Consider the following 18,411-nt stretch of genomic DNA (forward strand, 5'->3'; position numbering starts at 1 on the left):
GCGCCCTAGTTCTCCCCGCTGCTCCCTCATACAGGCCGTCTCGTGGCTTCCCCCGGAGTACGACACTCACGGCCGAGGGAGCGGGTTCCCTGGCCGGGGAGCGACTCTCACCAACGGTGGTCAGAAGGACACGCGATCGGTGCTGTCGGCCCGCAGCACCGACTGCTGCTCGAACTGTCGCTTGTAGTCGGACCGGATCTCCTCGATCTCCCGGTTCGCTCCACGGTCGTCGCGCGGGTACAGCACGATCAGCTGGTAGGAGTCCTCCTTGCCGCCCATCCACTGACCGTGGGCCTCGATCCAGGTGAGACCGTCGGGGAAGGCCGGCGTCACCTCCTTGTCCAGGAACAGCTCGAACTCGGCCGGCGTGATCTCCGTCCCATCCGGACGGTTGCCGCCGAAGTAGAGCTCGGTGCGCTTCCAGAGCTCGCCCGGCACCTGGTCGGCCTTGGGGCCCGAGGACACGGCCGTGTCCGACGAGGCGGCGGCGGCCGAGGACATCCCGAGCAGCAGCGCGGTGACCATGCCCGCGATGGCAGTACGTCGTGTCGTCATGCCCGGCATTGAACGACACGACGGGGCGCGGCGACACCACCAACCGCACTGTGGGACGGGGGTGTCGCTACCGGGCCGCGTTTCCGGTCTGCTGGGCGATCCAGTCGGCGACGACGTCGACCCGGGCGATGACCTCGCGGCCGGGCTGGGGGCAGGGAGGCCCGCTGTTCACGATGGCCACCAGGAGACCGGTGCGGTTGTCGTCGGAGACGAAGAACGGCGCGCCCGAGTCCTGGGGGCAGGGGCTGTTCTCCACCGTGCGCGGGGCCACCGGCACCGCCTCCATGGTGGTCTCGCCGATCGAGGCGACGGTGAACCGTCCCCGCTTGAGGTGGTCGGAGGGGCCGAAAACGGTCGCGGAGAGGGACCCCCAGCCGGCGAACTGGAGCTGCTGCCCGACCGGCGGCGGGGTGTCGGCGAGGGCGAGCGGGGTGATGTCCGCCACTGGTGAGCTGAGCCTGACGACGGCGAGGTCGTTGACCGGGGACTGGCGGACGTCGACGACCTGGGCGATGTGGCCGCCGGGGTCGCTGTCCTTCAGCTTCCCGACGACGACGGTCATCGTGAACGGGGGCGGGCCGCCGATCCGGGTTCCTCCCAGGTCCCGGAAGCAGTGGCCGGCGGTGATCACCCAGTCCGGCGCGATCAGGGCACCGCTACAGGCCCCGGGCCGGACCCCGCCCTCGGGGGTGGGGATGTCCTGGGTGGTGAGCTTGGCGTTGAACGGCAGGATCGGGTCCGGGGGAGGAGGCGGGCTCGGGCTGCTCGGCGGGCGAGCGGGGGCGCTGCTGGTGGCGACCGCCTTGCCGCCCGGTGCCGCGGTCCGGTCGACCCCGGCCGCCGGCGGGTCGACGGTGAGGACGTAGCCGGCCGCGATCCCGGCTCCCAGGACGACCGCGGCCGCCAGCGCCCCCAGACGCCTGCCCGAACTCCCGCTCACGTGGTTTCACACGTCCGCGCACGCCGATCGGTTGCGTGTAATCGACCGCTGTGGCCGGGCTCGCACTGAACCGGGAGGTCGTGGGCGAGCGGCATCGCGTCTCCTGGGGACCGACGAAGGGGGACGCGCCAAGACTGCCTGGAACCCGCGCCGCGATCAACGGCCGCTATCACAGTAGGCCGGCGACGGGCGCCCTCGTGTCGCGGGCTGGCTACGATCGGGAAGATGCGGACTGCGGCCGGTGTGGTGCTCGCGGGTGGACGGTCGTCCCGGATGGGCCGGCCGAAGGCGGCGCTCGAGTGGCACGGGTCGAGCCTGCTGTACCGGGCGACGGCGGTTCTCGCGCGGACGGTGGACGGGCCCGTGGTCGTCGTGGCCGCGCCCGGCCAGGAGCTCCCGGAGCTGCCCGCGGGGGTGGCGGTGGTCCAGGACCCGGTCGAGGGGCGCGGTCCCATGCAGGGGCTCGCCGTCGGGCTGACCGCGGTGGCCGACCGGGCGCGGGGCGCGTTCGTCTGCTCCACCGACCTGCCGTTCCTGCACCCGGCCTTCGTGCGCCGGGTGCTGCGCGAGCTGACCGACGGGGTGGACGTCGTGCTGCCGGTCGCCCGGGGCTTCCGCCAGCCGCTGGCGGCGGCCTACCGGACGAGCCTGGCCGGCCTGGTCGCCCGGCTCCTGGCCGAGGGCGACCTGCGGCCGGGGATGATCTTCCAGCACTGCGCGGTCACCCGGCTCGAGGACGAGGACCTGCTCGCCGACGGTGCCGTCGCGCGGCTGGACCCCGCGCTGGACTCGGTGCTCAACGTCAACACCCCGGACGACTACGCCGCCGCGCGCGAACGGGAGCTGCCGGAGGTCACCGTCGAGTGCTTCGGGGCCCTGGCGCGGGGCGGCGGCCACCGCCCGCGTGGCGTCCGGGCGGCCACGATCGGCGCCGCGGCACACGCCGTCGGCCTCACCCTGGACCGGCACATCGTCGCCGCGGTCAACGGCGACCAGGTGACCAGGGACGACCGGCTCCCGCTCGTCGCGGGGGACAGCGTCGCGTTCCTCTCGGCGGACGCCGGCGGATAAGGCATACAGTAGACACATGGCCCCTGGTGGATTCTTCGGACGGGCCCTGGTCGTGGACGTGCGCGGGACCCGGGCCACCGGAACCCCGCTCGAGCTGGACGACCGGGTGCTGCGGTCCTACCTCGGCGGGGTCGGCCTCGGCACCTGGCTGATGCACCGGCTCGCCCCGCCGCGGGTGGATCCGCTGGCCCCGGCGGCGCCGCTCGCGTTCGTCTTCTCCGCGCTGGTCGGCACGCCGCTCACGACCAGCGCGAAGTTCGCCGTGGTGGCCAAGTCGCCGCTGACCGGACTGCTCACCGACGCGCTCGCCTCCAGCCAGTTCGCCATCTCCGGCAAGCTCACCGGGCACGACGCGATCGTCGTACGTGGCCGGGCCGAGGAGCTGTCCGTGCTGCTGGTCGACGGCGGCGAGGTGCGGCTGGAACCGGCCCCGGAGCTCGCCGGGCTCCCGGCCGCCGAGGCCGAGACCGCCGTGAAGGAGCGCTTCGGGCGCGGCTGGCGGACCGCGGCCATCGGCCCCGCCGGCGAGCGCGGCGTGCGGTTCGCGACGATCAGCCACGACGGTCGGCACGCCGGCCGCGGCGGGCTCGGAGCCGTGCTCGGCGGCAAGAACATCAAGGCCGTGCTCGTCCGGGCCGCCGCCCGGGTGCGGGTCGCGGACCAGGCCGGGGTGCTGGCGGCCGCCCGGGACCTGCGCGAGCGCAGCTTCGGCCCGGCGACCGCGAAGTACCGGGAGCTGGGGACGCTCGCCAACCTGCTCGCGTTCAACGCCGTGAGCACCCTGCCCACCCGCAACTTCACCGCCGCCACCTTCGAGGGCGCACCCGCGCTCGCCGCCGAGGAGCTGCACGAGCTGCGCGGGGTCGCCCGCAACAGCTGCGCGTCCTGCTCGATCGGCTGCGAGCACATCTACTCCCGCAAGGGCGGCGGCAGCCAGCGCATGGAGTACGAGAACGTCTTCGCGCTCGGTCCGCTGTGCGGGGTGTCCGACCCGGACGACGTGTTCGCCGCGAGCGCCCGCTGCGACGAGCTCGGGATCGACACGATCTCGGCCGGCGGAACGGTCGCCTGGGCGATGGAGTGCGCCGAGCGCGGCCTGATCGACGAGCCCTGGCTGCGGTTCGGCGACGGCTCGGCGCTGCTACGCGCACTGGACGCCATCGGGGCCCGCGAGCCGGGGCTGGGCGAACTGCTGGCGCACGGCTCGCGCCGGGCCGCCGAGGCCGTCGGCCAGGGCTCGATCGCGTTCGCGCCCCAGGTCAAGGGCCTCGAGCTGCCAGGCTACGAGCCGCGCACGCTGCAGGCCATGGCGCTCGGGCTCGCGGTCAACGCCCGTGGTGCCGACCACAACCGCTCCGGCGCCTACGAGGCCGACCTCTCCGGCGCTCTGGACCGGCTCGAAGGTGGTGTCGCGCACGTGGCAGCGGCCGTGGACACCGAGGACCGGGCCGCGGTGATGGACTCCATGATCCTGTGCAAGTTCCTGCGCGGCGTGTTCGAGGACCCGTTTCCGGAGTGGGCTCGGCTGCTCGGGCTCGTCACCGGATGGGACCTGGACGGCGGCGAGCTGCGGGTGGCCGCCCGGCGGATCGTGCGGGCCAAACGCGCGTTCAACCTGCGCGAGGGCGCGACGGCGGCCGACGACACCCTGCCGGCGCGGATGCTGGAGACCCCCCTCGAGCTGGGCTCGGGCCGCAGCGCGGCGCTGACCGCGGACCGGTTGCGCTCGATGGTGGCCGGCTACTACGTGGCGCGCGGGCTCGACGAGGACGGCCGGGTCGACCCCGCCGACCTGGCGGATCTCCTACTCGAGGCGTAGACGTTCCACTAGCGCCCCAGCGGGACGGTATGCTGTATGCAATAAGTGAGGGACGGAGCGAGGATGACGACTCTCGAGGACCCGGTCACCCAGGTCCGCACCGTGACCGCCGAGATCGACGGGCGTTCGGTGACCGTGCCGGAGGGCACCACGATCTACGACGCGGCCAAGGAGGTCGGCGTCGACATCCCGGTGCTGTGCCACAACGAGCGCTACGACCCGGTCGGCGTGTGCCGGATGTGTGTGGTCGACACCGGCGGCCGGGTGTTCACCGCCGCCTGCGTGCGCCCGTGCGAGGACGGCATGACCGTCCAGACCGACACCCCCGAACTGCGGCGCAACCGGGCCACGCTGACCGAGCTGCTGGTCTCCGACCAGCCGCCGCGTGCCGAGGACCCCAAGCAGACCACCACCGGCGACAACCTGCTGCTGGACCTCGCCGACCGGTTCGACGTCGCCCGGGAGACCACCGAGCTGCCCTGTGACTCCGGTCGCGGCCAGGACTCCTCCAACCCGGTCATCGACGTCAACCACGACGCCTGCATCCTGTGCGACCGCTGCGTGCGGGCCTGCGACGACATCCAGGGCAACGACGTCATCGGCCGGACCGGCAAGGGCTACTCGACCAGGATCGCCTTCGACCTGGACGACCCGATGGGCCAGAGCTCCTGCGTGACCTGCGGCGAGTGCGTCCAGGCCTGTCCGACCGGGGCCATCACCAACAAGGCGATCAACAACATCCCGATCCAGCCGCGCGAGCAGCTCGACGCCGTGGACAGCGTCTGCCCGTACTGCGGTGTCGGCTGCGCGCTGACCTACTACGTGGACCGCTCCCGAGGTGCGATCTCCTTCGCCGAGGGGCGGGACCAGCCGGGGTCCCAGAGCCGGCTGTGTGTGAAGGGCCGCTACGGCTGGGACTACGCCGCCTCCCCGCAGCGCCTGACCGTCCCGCTGATCCGGGTCGACTCGTCCTATCCCAAGGGGCCGCTCTCGGCCGACGTCCGGGGCGAGAACGACCGGGGCCGGGTCGAGGGCGGGAACCGCAGCGGCGGCGGCCGGGAGAAGAAGAAGGGCCGCGACGGCCGCCGCAAGCCCGGCGGGCTGGTCGACTACGACGAGGTCATGCCGCACTTCCGCGAGGCGACCTGGGAGGAGGCCCTCGACCTGGTCGCCAGGCGGCTCAAGGAGATCCACGCCTCCGATGGCCCGGGGGCCATCGCCGGCTTCGGCTCGGCGAAGTGCTCCAACGAGGAGGCCTACCTCTTCCAGAAGCTGATCCGGGTCGGGTTCGGCACCAACAACGTCGACCACTGCACCCGGCTCTGCCACGCCTCCTCGGTCGCCGCGCTGTTCGAGGGGGTGGGTTCCGGCGCCGTGTCGACCACCTACAGCGACGTCGCCAACGCCGACGTCGTCATCATCACCGGCTCGAACCCCACGGCGAACCACCCGGTCGCGAGCTCGTTCTTCAAGCAGGCCCGCCGGCGCGGCACGAAGATCATCTACGTCGACCCGCGGGCCAGCACGGTCGCCGAGCACGCCGACTACCACTGCCAGGTCAAACCCGGCACCGATGTGGCGTTCTACAACGCGGTCATGCACGAGGTCATCCGGCTCGGGCTGATCGACCGCGACTTCATCGCCGCCCGGGTGTCCAACTACGACGAGCTGGCCCGCACGGTCGCGGACTACCCGCCCGAGCGGGCCGCGCAGATCACCGGGGTCGACGCGGACCTCATCCGCGAGGTCGCGAAGGTCTGGGGCGAGGCAGGGGCCGCCGTCATCTACTGGGGGATGGGCATCTCCCAGCACACGACCGGCACCGACAACGCCCGCTGCCTGATCGCGCTGTGCTCGATCACCGGCAACGTGGGCCGGCCCGGCACGGGCCTGCACCCGCTTCGCGGGCAGAACAACGTGCAGGGCGCCTCCGACGCCGGCCTGATCCCGATGTTCTACCCGGACTACCAGGGGGTGGACCGGGACGCGACCCGCCGGCGGTTCGAGCAGGCCTGGGGCACCCAGCTGGACCCGAACCGCGGTCTCACGGTCACCGAGATCATCGGTTCGGTGCTCAAGCCGGGCGGGGTGCGCGGGATGTACATGCTCGGGGAGAACCCGTTCCTGTCCGACCCGAACATCAACAAGGTGCGCAAGGCGCTCGGGGCGCTGGACTTCCTCGTGGTGCAGGACATCTTCCTGACCGAGACCGCCGAGTTCGCCGACGTGATCCTGCCCGCCTCCTCCTACCTGGAGAAGGACGGCAGCTACACCAACACCGACCGCCGGGTCCAGTTGGGACGCAAGGTCATGGACCCGCCGGGCCAGGCCCGCGTCGACTGGGAGATCGTCCAGGACATCGCCCAGCGGGTCGGCCTGGACTGGAACTACTCCTCGGCGAGCGAGATCTTCGACGAGATGGTGTCGCTGATGCCGTCGTACGCGAACCTGCGCTACGACAACCTCGGGCTGTCCGGGAAGCTGTACCCGAACGCCGACCCGGAGCACTCCGACGGCACGGTCGTGCTGTTCGACGAGCGGTTCAACACCGACGACGGGCTCGCGCACCTGGTGCCGGCGCAGTGGCTGCCGGCCAAGGAGCTGCCCGACGCCGAGTACCCGCTGGTGCTCAACACCGGCCGGTTGCTGGAGCACTGGCACACCGGTTCGATGACCAGGCGGTCCTACGCGCTGGACACGATCTCGCCGGTCGCCGAGGTCTACCTGCACCCCAAGGACGCGGCCGACCGCGGGCTCGCGCACGGGGAGATGGTCCGGGTGCGCTCGCGACGGGGCGTCATCGAGCTGCGGGTCCGCATCTCGCACCGCGAGCAGCTGGGCAACTGCTTCATCCCGTTCCACTTCCGGGAGGCGGCGGCCAACCTGCTCACGATCGACGAGATCGACCCCTACGGCAAGATCCCGGAGTTCAAGTTCTGCGCGGTCCAGGTCGAGGCGCTGGGCGCGGAGCGGGTGGAGTCGACGGCGACGGCAGGGGTTGGCGAATGACGCTCAGTTCGGAACGTGCCTCGGGCGCGCGGGCGCGATGGGTGCCCGGGGTGGAGGCGCGGGCGGGGAAGTTCCCCGGGCCGTCGCTGATCCCGGCGCTGAACGCGATCCAGGCGCGGCTGGGCTGGCTGCCCCGCGAGGAGCTGGAGGAGCTGGCCCGCGAGGTGCGCCGGCCCCGGTACGAGATCGAGGGCATCGTCTCGTTCTACCCGCACTTCCGCACCAGCCCGCCGGCGAAGGTCGCGCTGCACGTCTGCCACGACCTGTCCTGCTGGCTGCGGGGCGGCGAGGAGCGGATCGCGGCGGCGCGCGAGCGCTACGGCCAGGACACCGACGTCGAGTTCGTCGAGGTGTCCTGCCTCGGGCGCTGCGACGTCGCCCCCGCCGCCGACGTGAACGAGCACCCGGTGGCGCTGTCCGACGTGGACGCGCTGGTGGACGCCGCGCGAACCGGCGGCGTCGGCGAGGCCACCGTCGGGCGGCGGGTCGAGCCCTGGCCCAACGACCCCTACCCGGCAAGCTCCGGGGTGGGGGAGCGGTACGCCTCGCTGCGGGCGCTGCTCGCCGGGGAGCTGGATCCCGGCTCGGTCGTGGCCACGCTCAGCGACTCGGGTCTGCGCGGGATGGGCGGCGCGGGCTTTCCCACCGGCAAGAAGTGGGAGCTGGTCGCGGCGGCCGATCCCGGCGGGGTGAAGTACGTCGTCTGCAACGCCGACGAGTCGGAGCCGGGCACGTTCAAGGACCGGCAGATCCTCGCCGACCAGCCGCACCTGGTGATCGAGGGGCTGCTGCTCGGGATGGCGGTCGTCGGCGCCGAGCAGGGCTGGGTGTTCATCCGGCACGAGTACGGGCCGGAGGAGCGCGTGCTGCGGGCCGAGATCGAGGCGCTGCGGGCGGCCGGCGTGGTCGGCCCCAACGCCTGCGGCAGCGGCCGCCGGCTGGAGCTCGACGTGTTCGTCTCGCCCGGCGGCTACATCCTCGGCGAGGAGACCGCGCTGCTGGAGTGCATGGAGGGTCACCGCGGCGAGCCGCGCAACAAGCCCCCGTTCCCCGGCAACTACGGCCTGCACGGCCGGCCCACGCTGATCAACTCGGTGGAGACGCTGGCCGACGTGCCGGTGATCCTCCAGCGCGGTGCCGACTGGTGGCGTGCCCAGGGCCTGGGTGACTCGGTCGGCTGGAAGTTCTTCGCCGTCTCCGGCCACATCACCAACCCCGGCGTGTACTGCGTGCCGATGGGCACGACCGTCCGCTCGCTGATCGAGGTCGCCGGCGGGGTGCCCGACGGCGCCGAGATCGGGGCCGTCCAGCCGGGCGGCGCCTCGTCCAACTTCATCGGCCCCGACCAGCTCGACCTCCCGCTGGACTTCGGCACGCTCGCCGAGGCGGGAACGATGCTCGGCTCGGGGGCGATGGTCGTGCTCGCCGAGGGCACCGACCTGCTGGCCGCGGCGACCAACGTGCTGCGGTTCTTCCGCAACGAGTCCTGCGGGAAGTGCGTACCGTGCCGGGTAGGGTCCACGAAGGCCCACGAGCTGCTGCGCGGCGTGCTCGACACCGGCTCAACCGAGCTGGACGAGGCCCAGCGCGGGCAGATCCTGCGACTGGAGGAGGCCATGCGCAAGACCTCGATCTGCGGGCTCGGGCAGGTGGCGCTGGGCCCGGTGGTCTCCGTGCTCGGCCTGGACAGGGGTGCCGCCGCGGCCCGTCCCCAACCGCGGCCGGGGGGCTCGACCGAACAGCCGGGACGGTGAGCGGGCGGGAGTTCTTCACCGCCCGTACCGTCGCCGAGGCACGGGCGGGCTTCCGGCCGCGCCGACGGACGGCGGTGGAGCACGTCCCGCTCGCCGCGGCGCTGCACCGCGTCCCGGCCGAGCCGGTACCGGCGCCGGCGCCCCTACCGGGCTTCGAACGCTCTACTGTGGACGGTTTCGCGGTGCGCGCTGCGGACACCTTCGGCGCCTCCGAGGGACTGCCGTCCTACCTGGACCTGCTGGGCGCCGTCCGCATGGGGGCGGCACCCGAGGTCGCCGTCCGCCCGGGCGGCTGCGTCGCCGTGCCGACCGGCGCGGTGCTGCCCGAGGGCGCGGACGCCGTGGTGATGGTGGAGTACACCGCCGAGACGCTGCCCGGCACGGTCGAGGTGACCCGGCCGGTCGCGCCCGGCGGCGGTGTCGTCGGCGCGGACGAGGACGTCGCCGCCGGCGCGGTGCTGGTTCCGGCCGGTCGCCCGCTGCGCGCGCCCGACCTCGGCCTGCTCGCCGCGGCCGGGGTCACCGCGGTGGCCGTGCACGCCCGGGCCCGGGTCGCGATCATCTCCACCGGCGACGAGGTCGTCCCGCCGTCCACCGTGGACCTCGCCCCCGGACAGGTCCGGGACGCCACCGCCTCCGCGCTCGCCGGGCTGGTCACCGACGCCGGCGGCGAACCGGTACCGGCCGGCATCGTCGCCGACGAGCCGGGAGCGCTCAAGGAACGCCTGCTCGAGGTGCTGCCCGAGGCCGACCTCGTCGTGGTCTCCGCCGGGTCGTCGGTGGGCGCCAGGGACGAGACGGCCGGCGCGGTCGCGGCCGTCGGCGACATCTGGTGCCACGGCCTCGCGATAAAGCCCGGGAAACCCACGCTGCTGGCCGACTGCGGCGGGGTACCGCTGGTCGGCCTGCCGGGCAACCCGCTGTCGGCACTGGTCGTGTTCGGACAGGTCGGCGTGCCCCTGGTCTGGCTGCTCGCCGGCTGCGACACCCCACCGCCGCCGTCCAGCACCCGGGCCAGGCTCGGCCGCGACCTCGCCTCGGCGGCAGGGCGGCTCGACATCGTGCAGGTGACCGTGCGCGAGGGCGTCGCCGAGCCGCTGTTCGGCCCGTCGGCGCTGCTGTCCGTGCTCACCCGGGCCGACGGCTACCTGACCGTCCCGGAACCGGCGACCGGCCTGGACGCCGGTACCGAGGTCGAGGTGGTCCTGTACCGATGAGTGCCGCGAGCCCGTTCGTCTCCGACGTTCCCGTCGCGCAGGCCCACGAGGCCTGGCGGGCGGCTCGGGTGGCGGCCGGCTGCCCGGCCGCGGTGGACGCGGTGGTGGTGCCGGTCGCGGAGGCCGTGGGCAGGGTGACCGCCGAGCCGGTGTGGGCACTGCGGTCCTCGCCGGCGTTCGACGCCTCGGCCATGGACGGCATCGCGGTGCGCGCCGAGCGGACGGTCGGCGCGACCGAGACCAGGCCGGTACTGCTCGCCCCGGACGAGTTCGAGGTGGTCGACACCGGCGACCCGCTGCCCGTCGGGTTCGACGCCGTCGTCATGCGCGAGCACGTGCACCGGACCGCCGACGGCGGGGCGGAGCTGCGTGCCGCGGTGCCGCCCTACCAGCACGTGCGCTCGATCGGGGAGGACATCAGCGCGACCGAGCTGCTCCTGCCCGAGGGGCACCGCCTGCGTCCGGTCGACGTCGCCGCCTGCGCCGCGGCCGGTGCGCTCGAGCTGGTCGTCCGCCGGGCGCCGGTGGTGGTCGTCGTGCCCACCGGCGACGAGATCCGGCCGTTGGGCGTGGAGCCTCGACCCGGCGAGATCCCCGACACCAACTCGCTCATGCTGGCCGCGCAGGCGCGGGAGGCGGGGTGCTCGGCCAGGGTGGCCGAGATCGTCCCGGACGACCCGGAACGGATCACCGAGGCCCTTGTCGCGGCCGCCGCGGCGGCCGACCTGGTCCTGCTGATCGCCGGGTCGAGCGCCGGCCGGGACGACTACACCGCCCGGGTGGTGGCCGGCGCCGGCACCCTCGCCGTACACGGCGTCGCCGTGCGCCCCGGCCACCCCGTGGTCCTGGGCGCCGTCGCGGGGACCCCCGTCGTCGGCGTGCCCGGCTACCCGGTCTCGGCCGCGCTCACCTTCGACATCTTCGCCGCCCCCCTGCTGGCCGAGCTGGAGGGCGCCGCGCCGCGGGAGCGTCCCTCGACCACGGCCTGGCTGGCCCGCAAGCTGCCCTCGGCCATCGGGACGGACGACTGGGTGCGGGTGCGCCTGGGACGCGTGCGCGACCGGGTCGTCGCCACCCCGCTGCCGCGCGGTGCCGGTGTCCTCACCTCGCTGGTGCGGGCGGACGGCCTGCTCGTGGTGCCCTCCGGTGTGGAGGGACACCACGCCGGAGAGCGGGTGCCGGTGGAGCTGTTGCGCGGGCTGGGCGAGATCGAACGCACGATCGTGGCGACCGGCTCGCACGACCTCGTCCTCGACCTGGCGGCCTCGGCGCTGCGCGCGACCGACCCGCTGACCACGCTGGTGTCTTCGAACGTGGGCTCGCTCGGCGGCCTGGCCGCCCTCCGCGACGGGCTCTGCCACGTCGCCGGCTCGCACCTGCTCGACCCGGCGACCGGTGCGTACACGTTGCCCTATGTGGACAGGCTGTTCGGTCCGGACGGAACCGTCGCCGTGATCCGCCTGGTCCACCGCGATCAGGGTCTGATCGTGGCGAAGGGGAACCCGTTGGGGCTCACCGGGATCACCGACCTGGTCGGCTCCGAGGTGCGCTACGTCAACCGCCAGCGGGGCGCCGGTACCCGCGTACTGCTCGACCACGAGCTGTCCCGGCGCGGCATCGACCCGGCGCGGCTGACGGGCTACACCCGAGAGGAGCACACCCACCTGGCCGTCGCGGCGGCCGTCGCCGCGGGCCGGGCGGACGCGGGTCTGGGCATCCAGGCCGCGGCCACAGCGTTCGGCCTCGACTTCGTCCCGGTCGCCCAGGAGCCCTACGACCTGGTTCTGCGGGCCGAGGACGTGGACAGCCCGCAGCTTCATCCACTGTGGACCTTGCTGGACCGGGCGGAGTTCCGGGAGCGGGTGGAGGAGCTGGGCGGCTACTCGTGCGCGGAGACCGGGAAGCGGCTGCGCTGAGCGCTACCGCCCGTCGGCCAGGCGTTCGAGCGTGCCCGCCCGGCTGAGGTCGTAGCCGCCGAGCTCCTCGATCGCGGTCCGCACCTCGGGTTCACGCACCGCGGTCAGCAGGGGGCGGGCCGCCCCGAGCGCCGCGCCGCCCAGCGCGAGGTCGAAGGACTCCCAGACCAGCGGCACGAAGTCGAGCCCGAGCCCGGCGGTGCCGGCCCGCGGCCCGAGCCCCGCGTCGGCGATCCCGGCTGCGACCGCCAGCGCGACCTCCAGGTGCGACCCCAGCTCCGGCCCGGCGACGTCGGCCGGCCGCACGCCGTGGGAGATGAGCAGCTGCTCGAGCAGGACCCGGGTGCCCGCCCCCGGCTCCCGCCGCGCGACCAGCGAGTGGGCGAGGTCGGCCGGACCGGTGATGCCCTTCGGGTTGCCGGCCGGGACGAGCAGGCCCTGCTCGCGACGCCACAGGTGCAGCAGGTGCGGGTCGCGGCCGCGCAGCAGCGCCCGCGCGAACGGAGCGTTGTAGCCGCCGTCGCGGTGGCGCAGGTGGATCGCGGCGCCGTCGGCCGCGCCCCGGCCGAGCGCGCGGAGCGCATGGAAGCTGCCGCGGCTGCCGACCGGTGCGACGGCCGGCCCGACGTGGTCGAGCAGCAGTTGCAGCGCGGGGTCGTCGCTCCCGGCGAGGCGGAACACCCGATCGGCCTCGAGCAGCCGCGCCGCCGCGATCACCCCGTCCGAGGCGACGCGGGCCCGTCGCCGGTCGGCCACCGTGATGACGCCCGCCTCGGCGAGGTACCGGTAGGCCCGCACGACGGTGGAGGAGGTCGCTCCCGTCTCCTGGGCGTAGCTCCGCACCGCCGGAAGCTCGGTGCCGGCGGGCAGCTCGCCCGCCTGGATCCGACGCGCGATCTCGGTGCCGATCTCCAGGTAGCGGCTCATCTGCCTCGCTCGGTGCGGAAACGCCTGGCCCGGCGCGTCTTTCTCGGACGGTTATCGTACCGAGCGGCCGGCGCCGGACGCCTCAGGCCGGTGCCTTCGCGCCGGCCTCCGCCTCGGCCAGCAGGCCGCGGACGGCGTGCCGGGGCAGGTCGACCAGTCGGACCTCCAGCCACGCTGGCCGGCTGACCGCCGCCGCCACCGCCGCGCGGGCCTCGTTCTTGGTCAGTGCCCTACCGGCGTGCCGGACGAGCGCCTCGCGCCAGACGTTGCCGGTCCGGCCGTGGGCGCGGGTGAGCAGGTGGTGGGCGATCGGCGAGGAACCAGCGCCGACGGCGCGAGCCTCGACGACGGCGTGGGCGGGGGTGGGGGTGCTGCGGCGCAGCCGCAGCGTGTACTTCGCCGCCAGTAGGTCGCTCAGCGCGTGCTGGGCCGCCGCGTTCCCGAGGTCGGGGTGGTTGTTCGGCACGAGCACCGCCACCCGCTCGGCGTTGACCGCGAGCAGCGTGCGCAGCAGCCACGGCCCCGGGTCCTCGGCCAGGTCGACGGCGACGGTCGCCGGTCGCGCCGACGCGGCCGGCAGCCCGGCGGTCAGCACCCGGGACAGCTCGACCGCGCTCGCCCCGTCCCGCCGCGGCCAGCCCGGGCCGACCAGCACCGGCGGTGCCCCGTCCGACGCGATCGTCGTGACCGCCTCGGCGACCTCAGGGTCGAGGGTGTGGGCGGCGCCCTCGAGGGACTGGGCGCCGTGGGTGTAGATGCGCACGGCCGCCCGCTCGAGCCTGCGGTCGAGGACCTGGCGGGTGCGGGCGGTGGGCCGGCAGACGTAGAGGTCGCTCGCGCTGCCCACCGCCTGCGCGCCGTGGTAGCGGTTGAACGCCGGCAGGATCGCCTCGGTCACCAGCTCCAGCTCCCCGACCGCGTGCTGCACCTTCATCCCCAGCGCCGGGTGCGCGGGGCTGAACCCGTAGGCCATCACCAGCCGGCCGGTGGTCCGGTCGCGCAGGCCCTGCACGCCGCGGCCGAGGAACAGCTGGACGCCCTCCGGGGTGTAGGGCGGGTCGGTCAGCACGAGGTCGGCCGATCCGGCGACGGACTCGGGGAGCCCGAACCGGAAGTCGGCGTAGAGACACCGCACGTCCAGCCCGCGGGCGGCCGCCCGGTCCTCGACGAACTCCAGCAGCCGCTCGTCGAGGTCCACGACCGTCACCGCGAGCTCGGGGACGAGCGCGGCGACGGTTAGCGAGGTCAGGTCGTGGTCGCCGACGCAGAGCAGCCGCGCGCCTGGCAGGTCGAACGTGCCGGCGAGCCAGAGCGCCCGGCGCACGACGGTCTCCGCGGTCACCGACACGTGGTCGAGGGCCGCCCTGGCCGCCGGCGCCGCGGCGATGTCGGCCCTGGCCGCCGCCAGCAGCTCGGGATGCGCGGCCAGCTGGGCGGCGAAGGGGTCGGCCGGACGGGTCGCGAGCAGGGCGGCGGTGGCAAACCGCTCCCGGTAGGCGTCGGCCCGGTCGGCCCGGAGCGCGGCGCCGGCCTCCGGGTTCCCGTCCAGGTCGGGCCGCGCGGCCGCCAGCAGCGCCTCGACGGTTCGGCGGGGGAGCGCGCACTCGCGAACCAGCTCGTCCAGGGTTCGCGGCCCCTCGGCCAGCAGCGCCACGGCCTCCCGAACCCGGCGGGCCCCGATGCCAAACCCGGCGACCACCTCGGCGACGGCGTCCAGCGGATTCGGGGGGTTCACGGGGAAGGAGCCTACCGGTGACGATCAGGGACAGCGGAGGTCGTGCGGGGGCAGTGCCCGCTCGAGCAGGTACCGGGTGAACGCCCGCCGGGTGCAGTCGACGCGGTTGGCGACGCCGTGGCCGAACCCGTCGTGGACGACGAGGACGGCCTCCGGCAGCTGGTCGGCGACGCGGCGTGCGCCCTGGTACGGCGTGGACGGGTCGTAGCGGGAGTTCAGCAGGAGCGCCGGCGGGGCGTCGGGCGCGTGTAGCGGGTGCTGTGGGTTGGTCGCGGGGACCGGCGGGTTGAGGCACAGGCTCGGCTTGCCGAACGCGGCCGAGCGGACGTCGGGCGCGACCCGCCGCTACGCCCGCGCCAGTGCCACCTGGTGCTCCCAGCTGGTCGCGTCGACGCGGGTGTCGGCGCACACCGTGAAGATCGGCAACGCGGCCTCCCCGGACGCCGGCGGGGCGTCGGCGGCGGCTGGCGCCGCCGCAAGGCCGGCGAGGACCGCGATCCGGTGCGCGACGTCGGGCAGGTCGGGCCTGGTCAACGGCGAGACGAGCCGGTCGGTGAGCGCGGTCGGGTCGAGCGGGCGGTCCGGCTCGGCGGGGTCGACGAGGGAGCCCTCGTCGGCGGCGGCGAACAGGTCGGCGACGATCCGCCGGACGACCCGGCCGTGCAGCTCGCAGGACGGGGTGTCGGCGCACCAGGTCAGGAACCGATCGAACGACTCCTGGGCGGCGAGTGCCGCGGTCACGTCGAAGCGGTCCGGGCTCGCGCCGTGGTCGTAGACGGCGTCCAGGGTCAGGGTGCGCAGCCGGGACCCGAACAGCTCGGCGTACCTCTGCCCGATCACCGTGCCGTAGGACAGGCCGTAGAGGTCGACCGTGTCCACCTCGAGCGCGGCGCGGATCGCGTCCACGTCGTGGGCGCTCTGCGTGCTGTCCAGGTGGTCGAACACCGGGCCGGTCCTCGCCCGGCAGTCCGTGCCGACCGCGGCCTGCGCCTCGAGCAGCTCGTCGAACTCGCGCCGCGACCGCGGTGCCGGCCGGTCCAGCTCGGCGACCACTGCGGCGTCACACCGGACCGGGCTGGTGCGCTGCACGCCGCGCGGGTCGAAACCGACCACGTCGAACCGTGCGGCGATCTCCGGTGGGAACAGGAGCCCGAACCACTGGTCGTCGACGACCGCGTCCACGCCCGAGCTGCCCGGCCCGGCGGGCAGGTAGACCAACACGCCGCGCCGCTGCGAGGGCTCGGTGGCGGCCCGCCGGGCGACGGCGACCGAGATCGTCTCCCCGTCCGGTCGGGACCAGTCGACCGGCGCCGGGACCGAGGCGCAGTCGATCCGCGGGTTGTCCGCGCAGGGCTGCCAGGAGACCGCGGGCCCGGGGGTCGCGGCCGCGGGAGTGATCACCGACGCGGTGACGACGGCGGCCGCGGCGAGACAGCGGCGCGCTCGACGGGTGGGGTGAGGTGTCATGCCCTCGACGGTGGCGGCCGCCGCCGGTGTCCGGGTCCCACTCCCGGCCGGAGTTCCGACCGGCCGGCGGAGGCCGCCTCCTACCGAGGGAGGAGGCGAGACCGGCGCGCCCCTTCTAGGGTCGGGGCGTGACGCCGCGGATCAGGAGCAGGTCACCGGTGCTGCTGTGGGCGCCGGTGAGGTTGCTGCCGTTGCTGCTGTCGCCGGCCTACCTCACCGTGCTGCACGGACCGCAGCCCACGACCGGGCGCGACTGGCTGTTCGGGATGGCCGCCACGACGGCGACGCTGTTCGGCGGGCGGTTTCCGCTCGCCGTCACCCTGGTCCAGTCGGTGCTGCTGGTCCTCGGCGTGCGCGGGGCGGACACCGCGACCATGCCGGTCGTCATGCCGATGCTGTTCGTCCTCGCGCTGGTCGCCGTCGGTGAGCTGTGGCTGCGGTGCGGCGGCTGGCGGCGGTGGGTCGGCACGGGCGGGTTCGTCCTCGCCCAGGTCCTGATCTACCTGCCGACCTACCACCCCGTGCTGTCCACCGCGTCGATTGTCGTGCTGACCGGCCCGCCGGTGCTGCTCGGTGGCTACGTTCGCTCCGTGCTGCGGGTGGCGGTGCGGGTGGAGCGGCAGCGCGACCAGGACGTGCGGGACGCCAGGGCGGCGGAACGGGCCGCGATCGCCCGCGAGCTGCACGACCTCGTCGCCCATCACATGGCGTCGGTCGCGATCCAGGTCGGCGCCGCCCGGCACGCCCTGGGCGGCGCCAACGAGCCGGTCGATGTGGCTCTGTCGCAGGCGCACGAGACGGCGAGGTCCGCGCTGGCCGACCTGGGCAGGCTGATGACCGCGTTGCGGGCGCCGGCGACCGGTCCCGCGGGGGTGGCGCCGGTCGAGCCGGGTGCGCTGGGCGCGGCCCTGCTGGAGGTGGTCGACCGCGCCAGGGCCGCCGAGCACCAGGTCGACAGCACGATCGATCCGGAGGTCGCCCGGCTCGACTCGATGCGGCGGTTGGCGGTGCTGCGCGTGGTGCAGGAGTCGATCACCAACGTGCTCCGCCACGCGGGCCGCCGGGCGCGGATCACCCTGTCGGTCCTGATGGGAGAGGACGGCGTGCGGATCCGGGTGCACGACGACGGCGGCCGGGGGGTGCGGGCCCAGCCGGTGTCCGGGACGGGGCTCGGCCTGGTCGGCATGCGGGAACGGGTCGAGCTGCTCGGCGGCACGCTGCGCGCCGGACCCGCCGGGAACGGCTGGGAGCTCACCGCCGCGATCCCCGCGGAACGACCGTGATCCGGGTGCTGCTGGTGGACGACCAGCACCTGGTGCGGGCGGGGCTGCGCATGCTGTGCGGCACGGCCGAGGACCTCGAGGTGGTCGGCGAGGCGGAGAACGGCCACCGGGCGACCGAGCTGGTCACCCGACTGCGCCCGGACGTCGTGCTGATGGACCTGCGGATGCCCGGCGTGGACGGCACCACGGCGACGGCCAGGATCGTCGCGGCCCAGCCCTCGACGAGGGTCCTCGTGCTGACCACGTTCGACGACGACCAGCACCTCTACCCCGCGCTCGCCGCCGGCGCCCACGGCTTCCTCGCCAAGGACACCCCGCCGGCGGACCTGCTCGCGGCCGTGCGGCGCACCGCGGCGGGCGAGGCCGTGTTCAGTCCGCACGTGCTCTCCCGCGTGGTGCGCGCGGCCGTGGCGGCGAGGCGGGCCGACGCCGAGCCGGACGCCGCCCTGCTGGCCACCCTCACCGAACGAGAACGCGAGGTCCTCGCGCTGGTCGGGGCCGGCCGCTCCAACGCCGAGATCGCGGACGCCCTGCACGTCGGCATCACCACGGTGAAGACCCACGTCGCCAACCTGATGACGAAGACCGCCGCGCCCAACCGCGTTCGCTTAGCGGTGCTCGCGACCCGCAACCACGTCACCCCCGGGTAGCGTGAAACGGGCCGGCGACGAAAATCAGTGCGTAATTCCCGCATTCTTCGAATATGTCCATCTGCTTC

14 protein-coding genes are annotated in these 18,411 nt (G+C 74.2%); 8 read left to right on the forward strand and 6 right to left on the reverse strand.

Annotated elements, in window-relative coordinates:
* Positions 1-120 precede the first annotated feature (120 nt).
* Together BU204_RS26025 and BU204_RS26030 are read right to left on the reverse strand one after the other, a co-directional pair.
* On the reverse strand, positions 121-555 hold the full coding sequence (locus BU204_RS26025) for a DUF3574 domain-containing protein (RefSeq protein WP_233160591.1): 435 nt from the start codon (positions 553-555) through the stop codon (positions 121-123).
* A gap of 67 nt (positions 556-622) precedes the next feature.
* Positions 623-1,495, reverse strand: a complete 873-nt coding sequence (locus tag BU204_RS26030) for a S1 family peptidase (RefSeq protein WP_233160597.1) — start codon at positions 1,493-1,495, stop codon at positions 623-625.
* Positions 1,496-1,720: 225 nt separating this feature from the next.
* Here BU204_RS26030 and BU204_RS26035 point away from each other — a divergent pair, with 225 nt between their 5' ends.
* The 6 genes from BU204_RS26035 (at position 1,721) to BU204_RS26060 (ending at position 12,281) form a co-directional block, all read left to right on the forward strand.
* Positions 1,721-2,566, forward strand: a complete 846-nt coding sequence (locus BU204_RS26035) for an NTP transferase domain-containing protein (RefSeq protein ID WP_075128388.1) — start codon at positions 1,721-1,723, stop codon at positions 2,564-2,566.
* Positions 2,567-2,582: 16 nt separating this feature from the next.
* A complete protein-coding gene (locus BU204_RS26040; RefSeq protein WP_075128389.1) occupies positions 2,583-4,385 on the forward strand; it encodes an aldehyde ferredoxin oxidoreductase family protein in 1,803 nt (600 codons plus the stop codon).
* A gap of 63 nt (positions 4,386-4,448) precedes the next feature.
* A complete protein-coding gene (gene fdhF, locus BU204_RS26045; protein ID WP_083661645.1) occupies positions 4,449-7,394 on the forward strand; it encodes a formate dehydrogenase subunit alpha in 2,946 nt (981 codons plus the stop codon).
* A complete protein-coding gene (locus BU204_RS26050) occupies positions 7,391-9,148 on the forward strand; it encodes an NAD(P)H-dependent oxidoreductase subunit E (RefSeq protein ID WP_075128390.1) in 1,758 nt (585 codons plus the stop codon). Before fdhF ends, BU204_RS26050 begins: the two co-directional genes overlap by 4 nt.
* Entirely contained in the window at positions 9,145-10,365 is a 1,221-nt protein-coding gene (locus BU204_RS26055; RefSeq protein WP_075128391.1) for a molybdenum cofactor synthesis domain-containing protein, read from the forward strand. The genes BU204_RS26050 and BU204_RS26055 overlap by 4 nt, the downstream gene beginning before the upstream one ends.
* Positions 10,362-12,281, forward strand: coding sequence for a molybdopterin biosynthesis protein (locus tag BU204_RS26060; protein ID WP_075128392.1), 1,920 nt, complete (start codon positions 10,362-10,364; stop codon positions 12,279-12,281). Before BU204_RS26055 ends, BU204_RS26060 begins: the two co-directional genes overlap by 4 nt.
* Positions 12,282-12,284: 3 nt before the next feature.
* Here BU204_RS26060 and BU204_RS26065 read toward each other — a convergent pair whose 3' ends face one another.
* The 4 genes from BU204_RS26065 to BU204_RS26080 form a co-directional block, all read right to left on the reverse strand.
* A complete protein-coding gene (locus tag BU204_RS26065; RefSeq protein WP_075128393.1) occupies positions 12,285-13,208 on the reverse strand; it encodes a helix-turn-helix transcriptional regulator in 924 nt (307 codons plus the stop codon).
* Positions 13,209-13,290: 82 nt separating this feature from the next.
* Positions 13,291-14,943 carry a bis-aminopropyl spermidine synthase family protein gene (locus BU204_RS26070; protein ID WP_075128394.1) on the reverse strand — a complete coding sequence of 551 codons (1,653 nt, stop codon included), beginning with the start codon at positions 14,941-14,943 and terminating at the stop codon, positions 13,291-13,293.
* Positions 14,944-14,967: 24 nt separating this feature from the next.
* Positions 14,968-15,240 carry an alpha/beta hydrolase gene (locus BU204_RS42310; RefSeq protein ID WP_083661653.1) on the reverse strand — a complete coding sequence of 91 codons (273 nt, stop codon included), beginning with the start codon at positions 15,238-15,240 and terminating at the stop codon, positions 14,968-14,970.
* Positions 15,241-15,288: 48 nt separating this feature from the next.
* Positions 15,289-16,410, reverse strand: a complete 1,122-nt coding sequence (locus BU204_RS26080) for an alpha/beta fold hydrolase (protein WP_075128395.1) — start codon at positions 16,408-16,410, stop codon at positions 15,289-15,291.
* Positions 16,411-16,538: 128 nt separating this feature from the next.
* Between BU204_RS26080 and BU204_RS26085 the strand changes: the two genes are divergently transcribed.
* Positions 16,539-17,693 carry a sensor histidine kinase gene (locus tag BU204_RS26085; RefSeq protein ID WP_075128396.1) on the forward strand — a complete coding sequence of 385 codons (1,155 nt, stop codon included), beginning with the start codon at positions 16,539-16,541 and terminating at the stop codon, positions 17,691-17,693.
* Positions 17,690-18,343 carry a response regulator transcription factor gene (locus BU204_RS26090; RefSeq protein ID WP_075128397.1) on the forward strand — a complete coding sequence of 218 codons (654 nt, stop codon included), beginning with the start codon at positions 17,690-17,692 and terminating at the stop codon, positions 18,341-18,343. Before BU204_RS26085 ends, BU204_RS26090 begins: the two co-directional genes overlap by 4 nt.
* The last annotated feature ends 68 nt before the right edge of the window (positions 18,344-18,411 follow it).

Source organism: Actinophytocola xanthii, from assembly GCF_001921205.1.
Taxonomy (GTDB): Bacteria; Actinomycetota; Actinomycetes; order Mycobacteriales; family Pseudonocardiaceae; genus Actinophytocola; species Actinophytocola xanthii.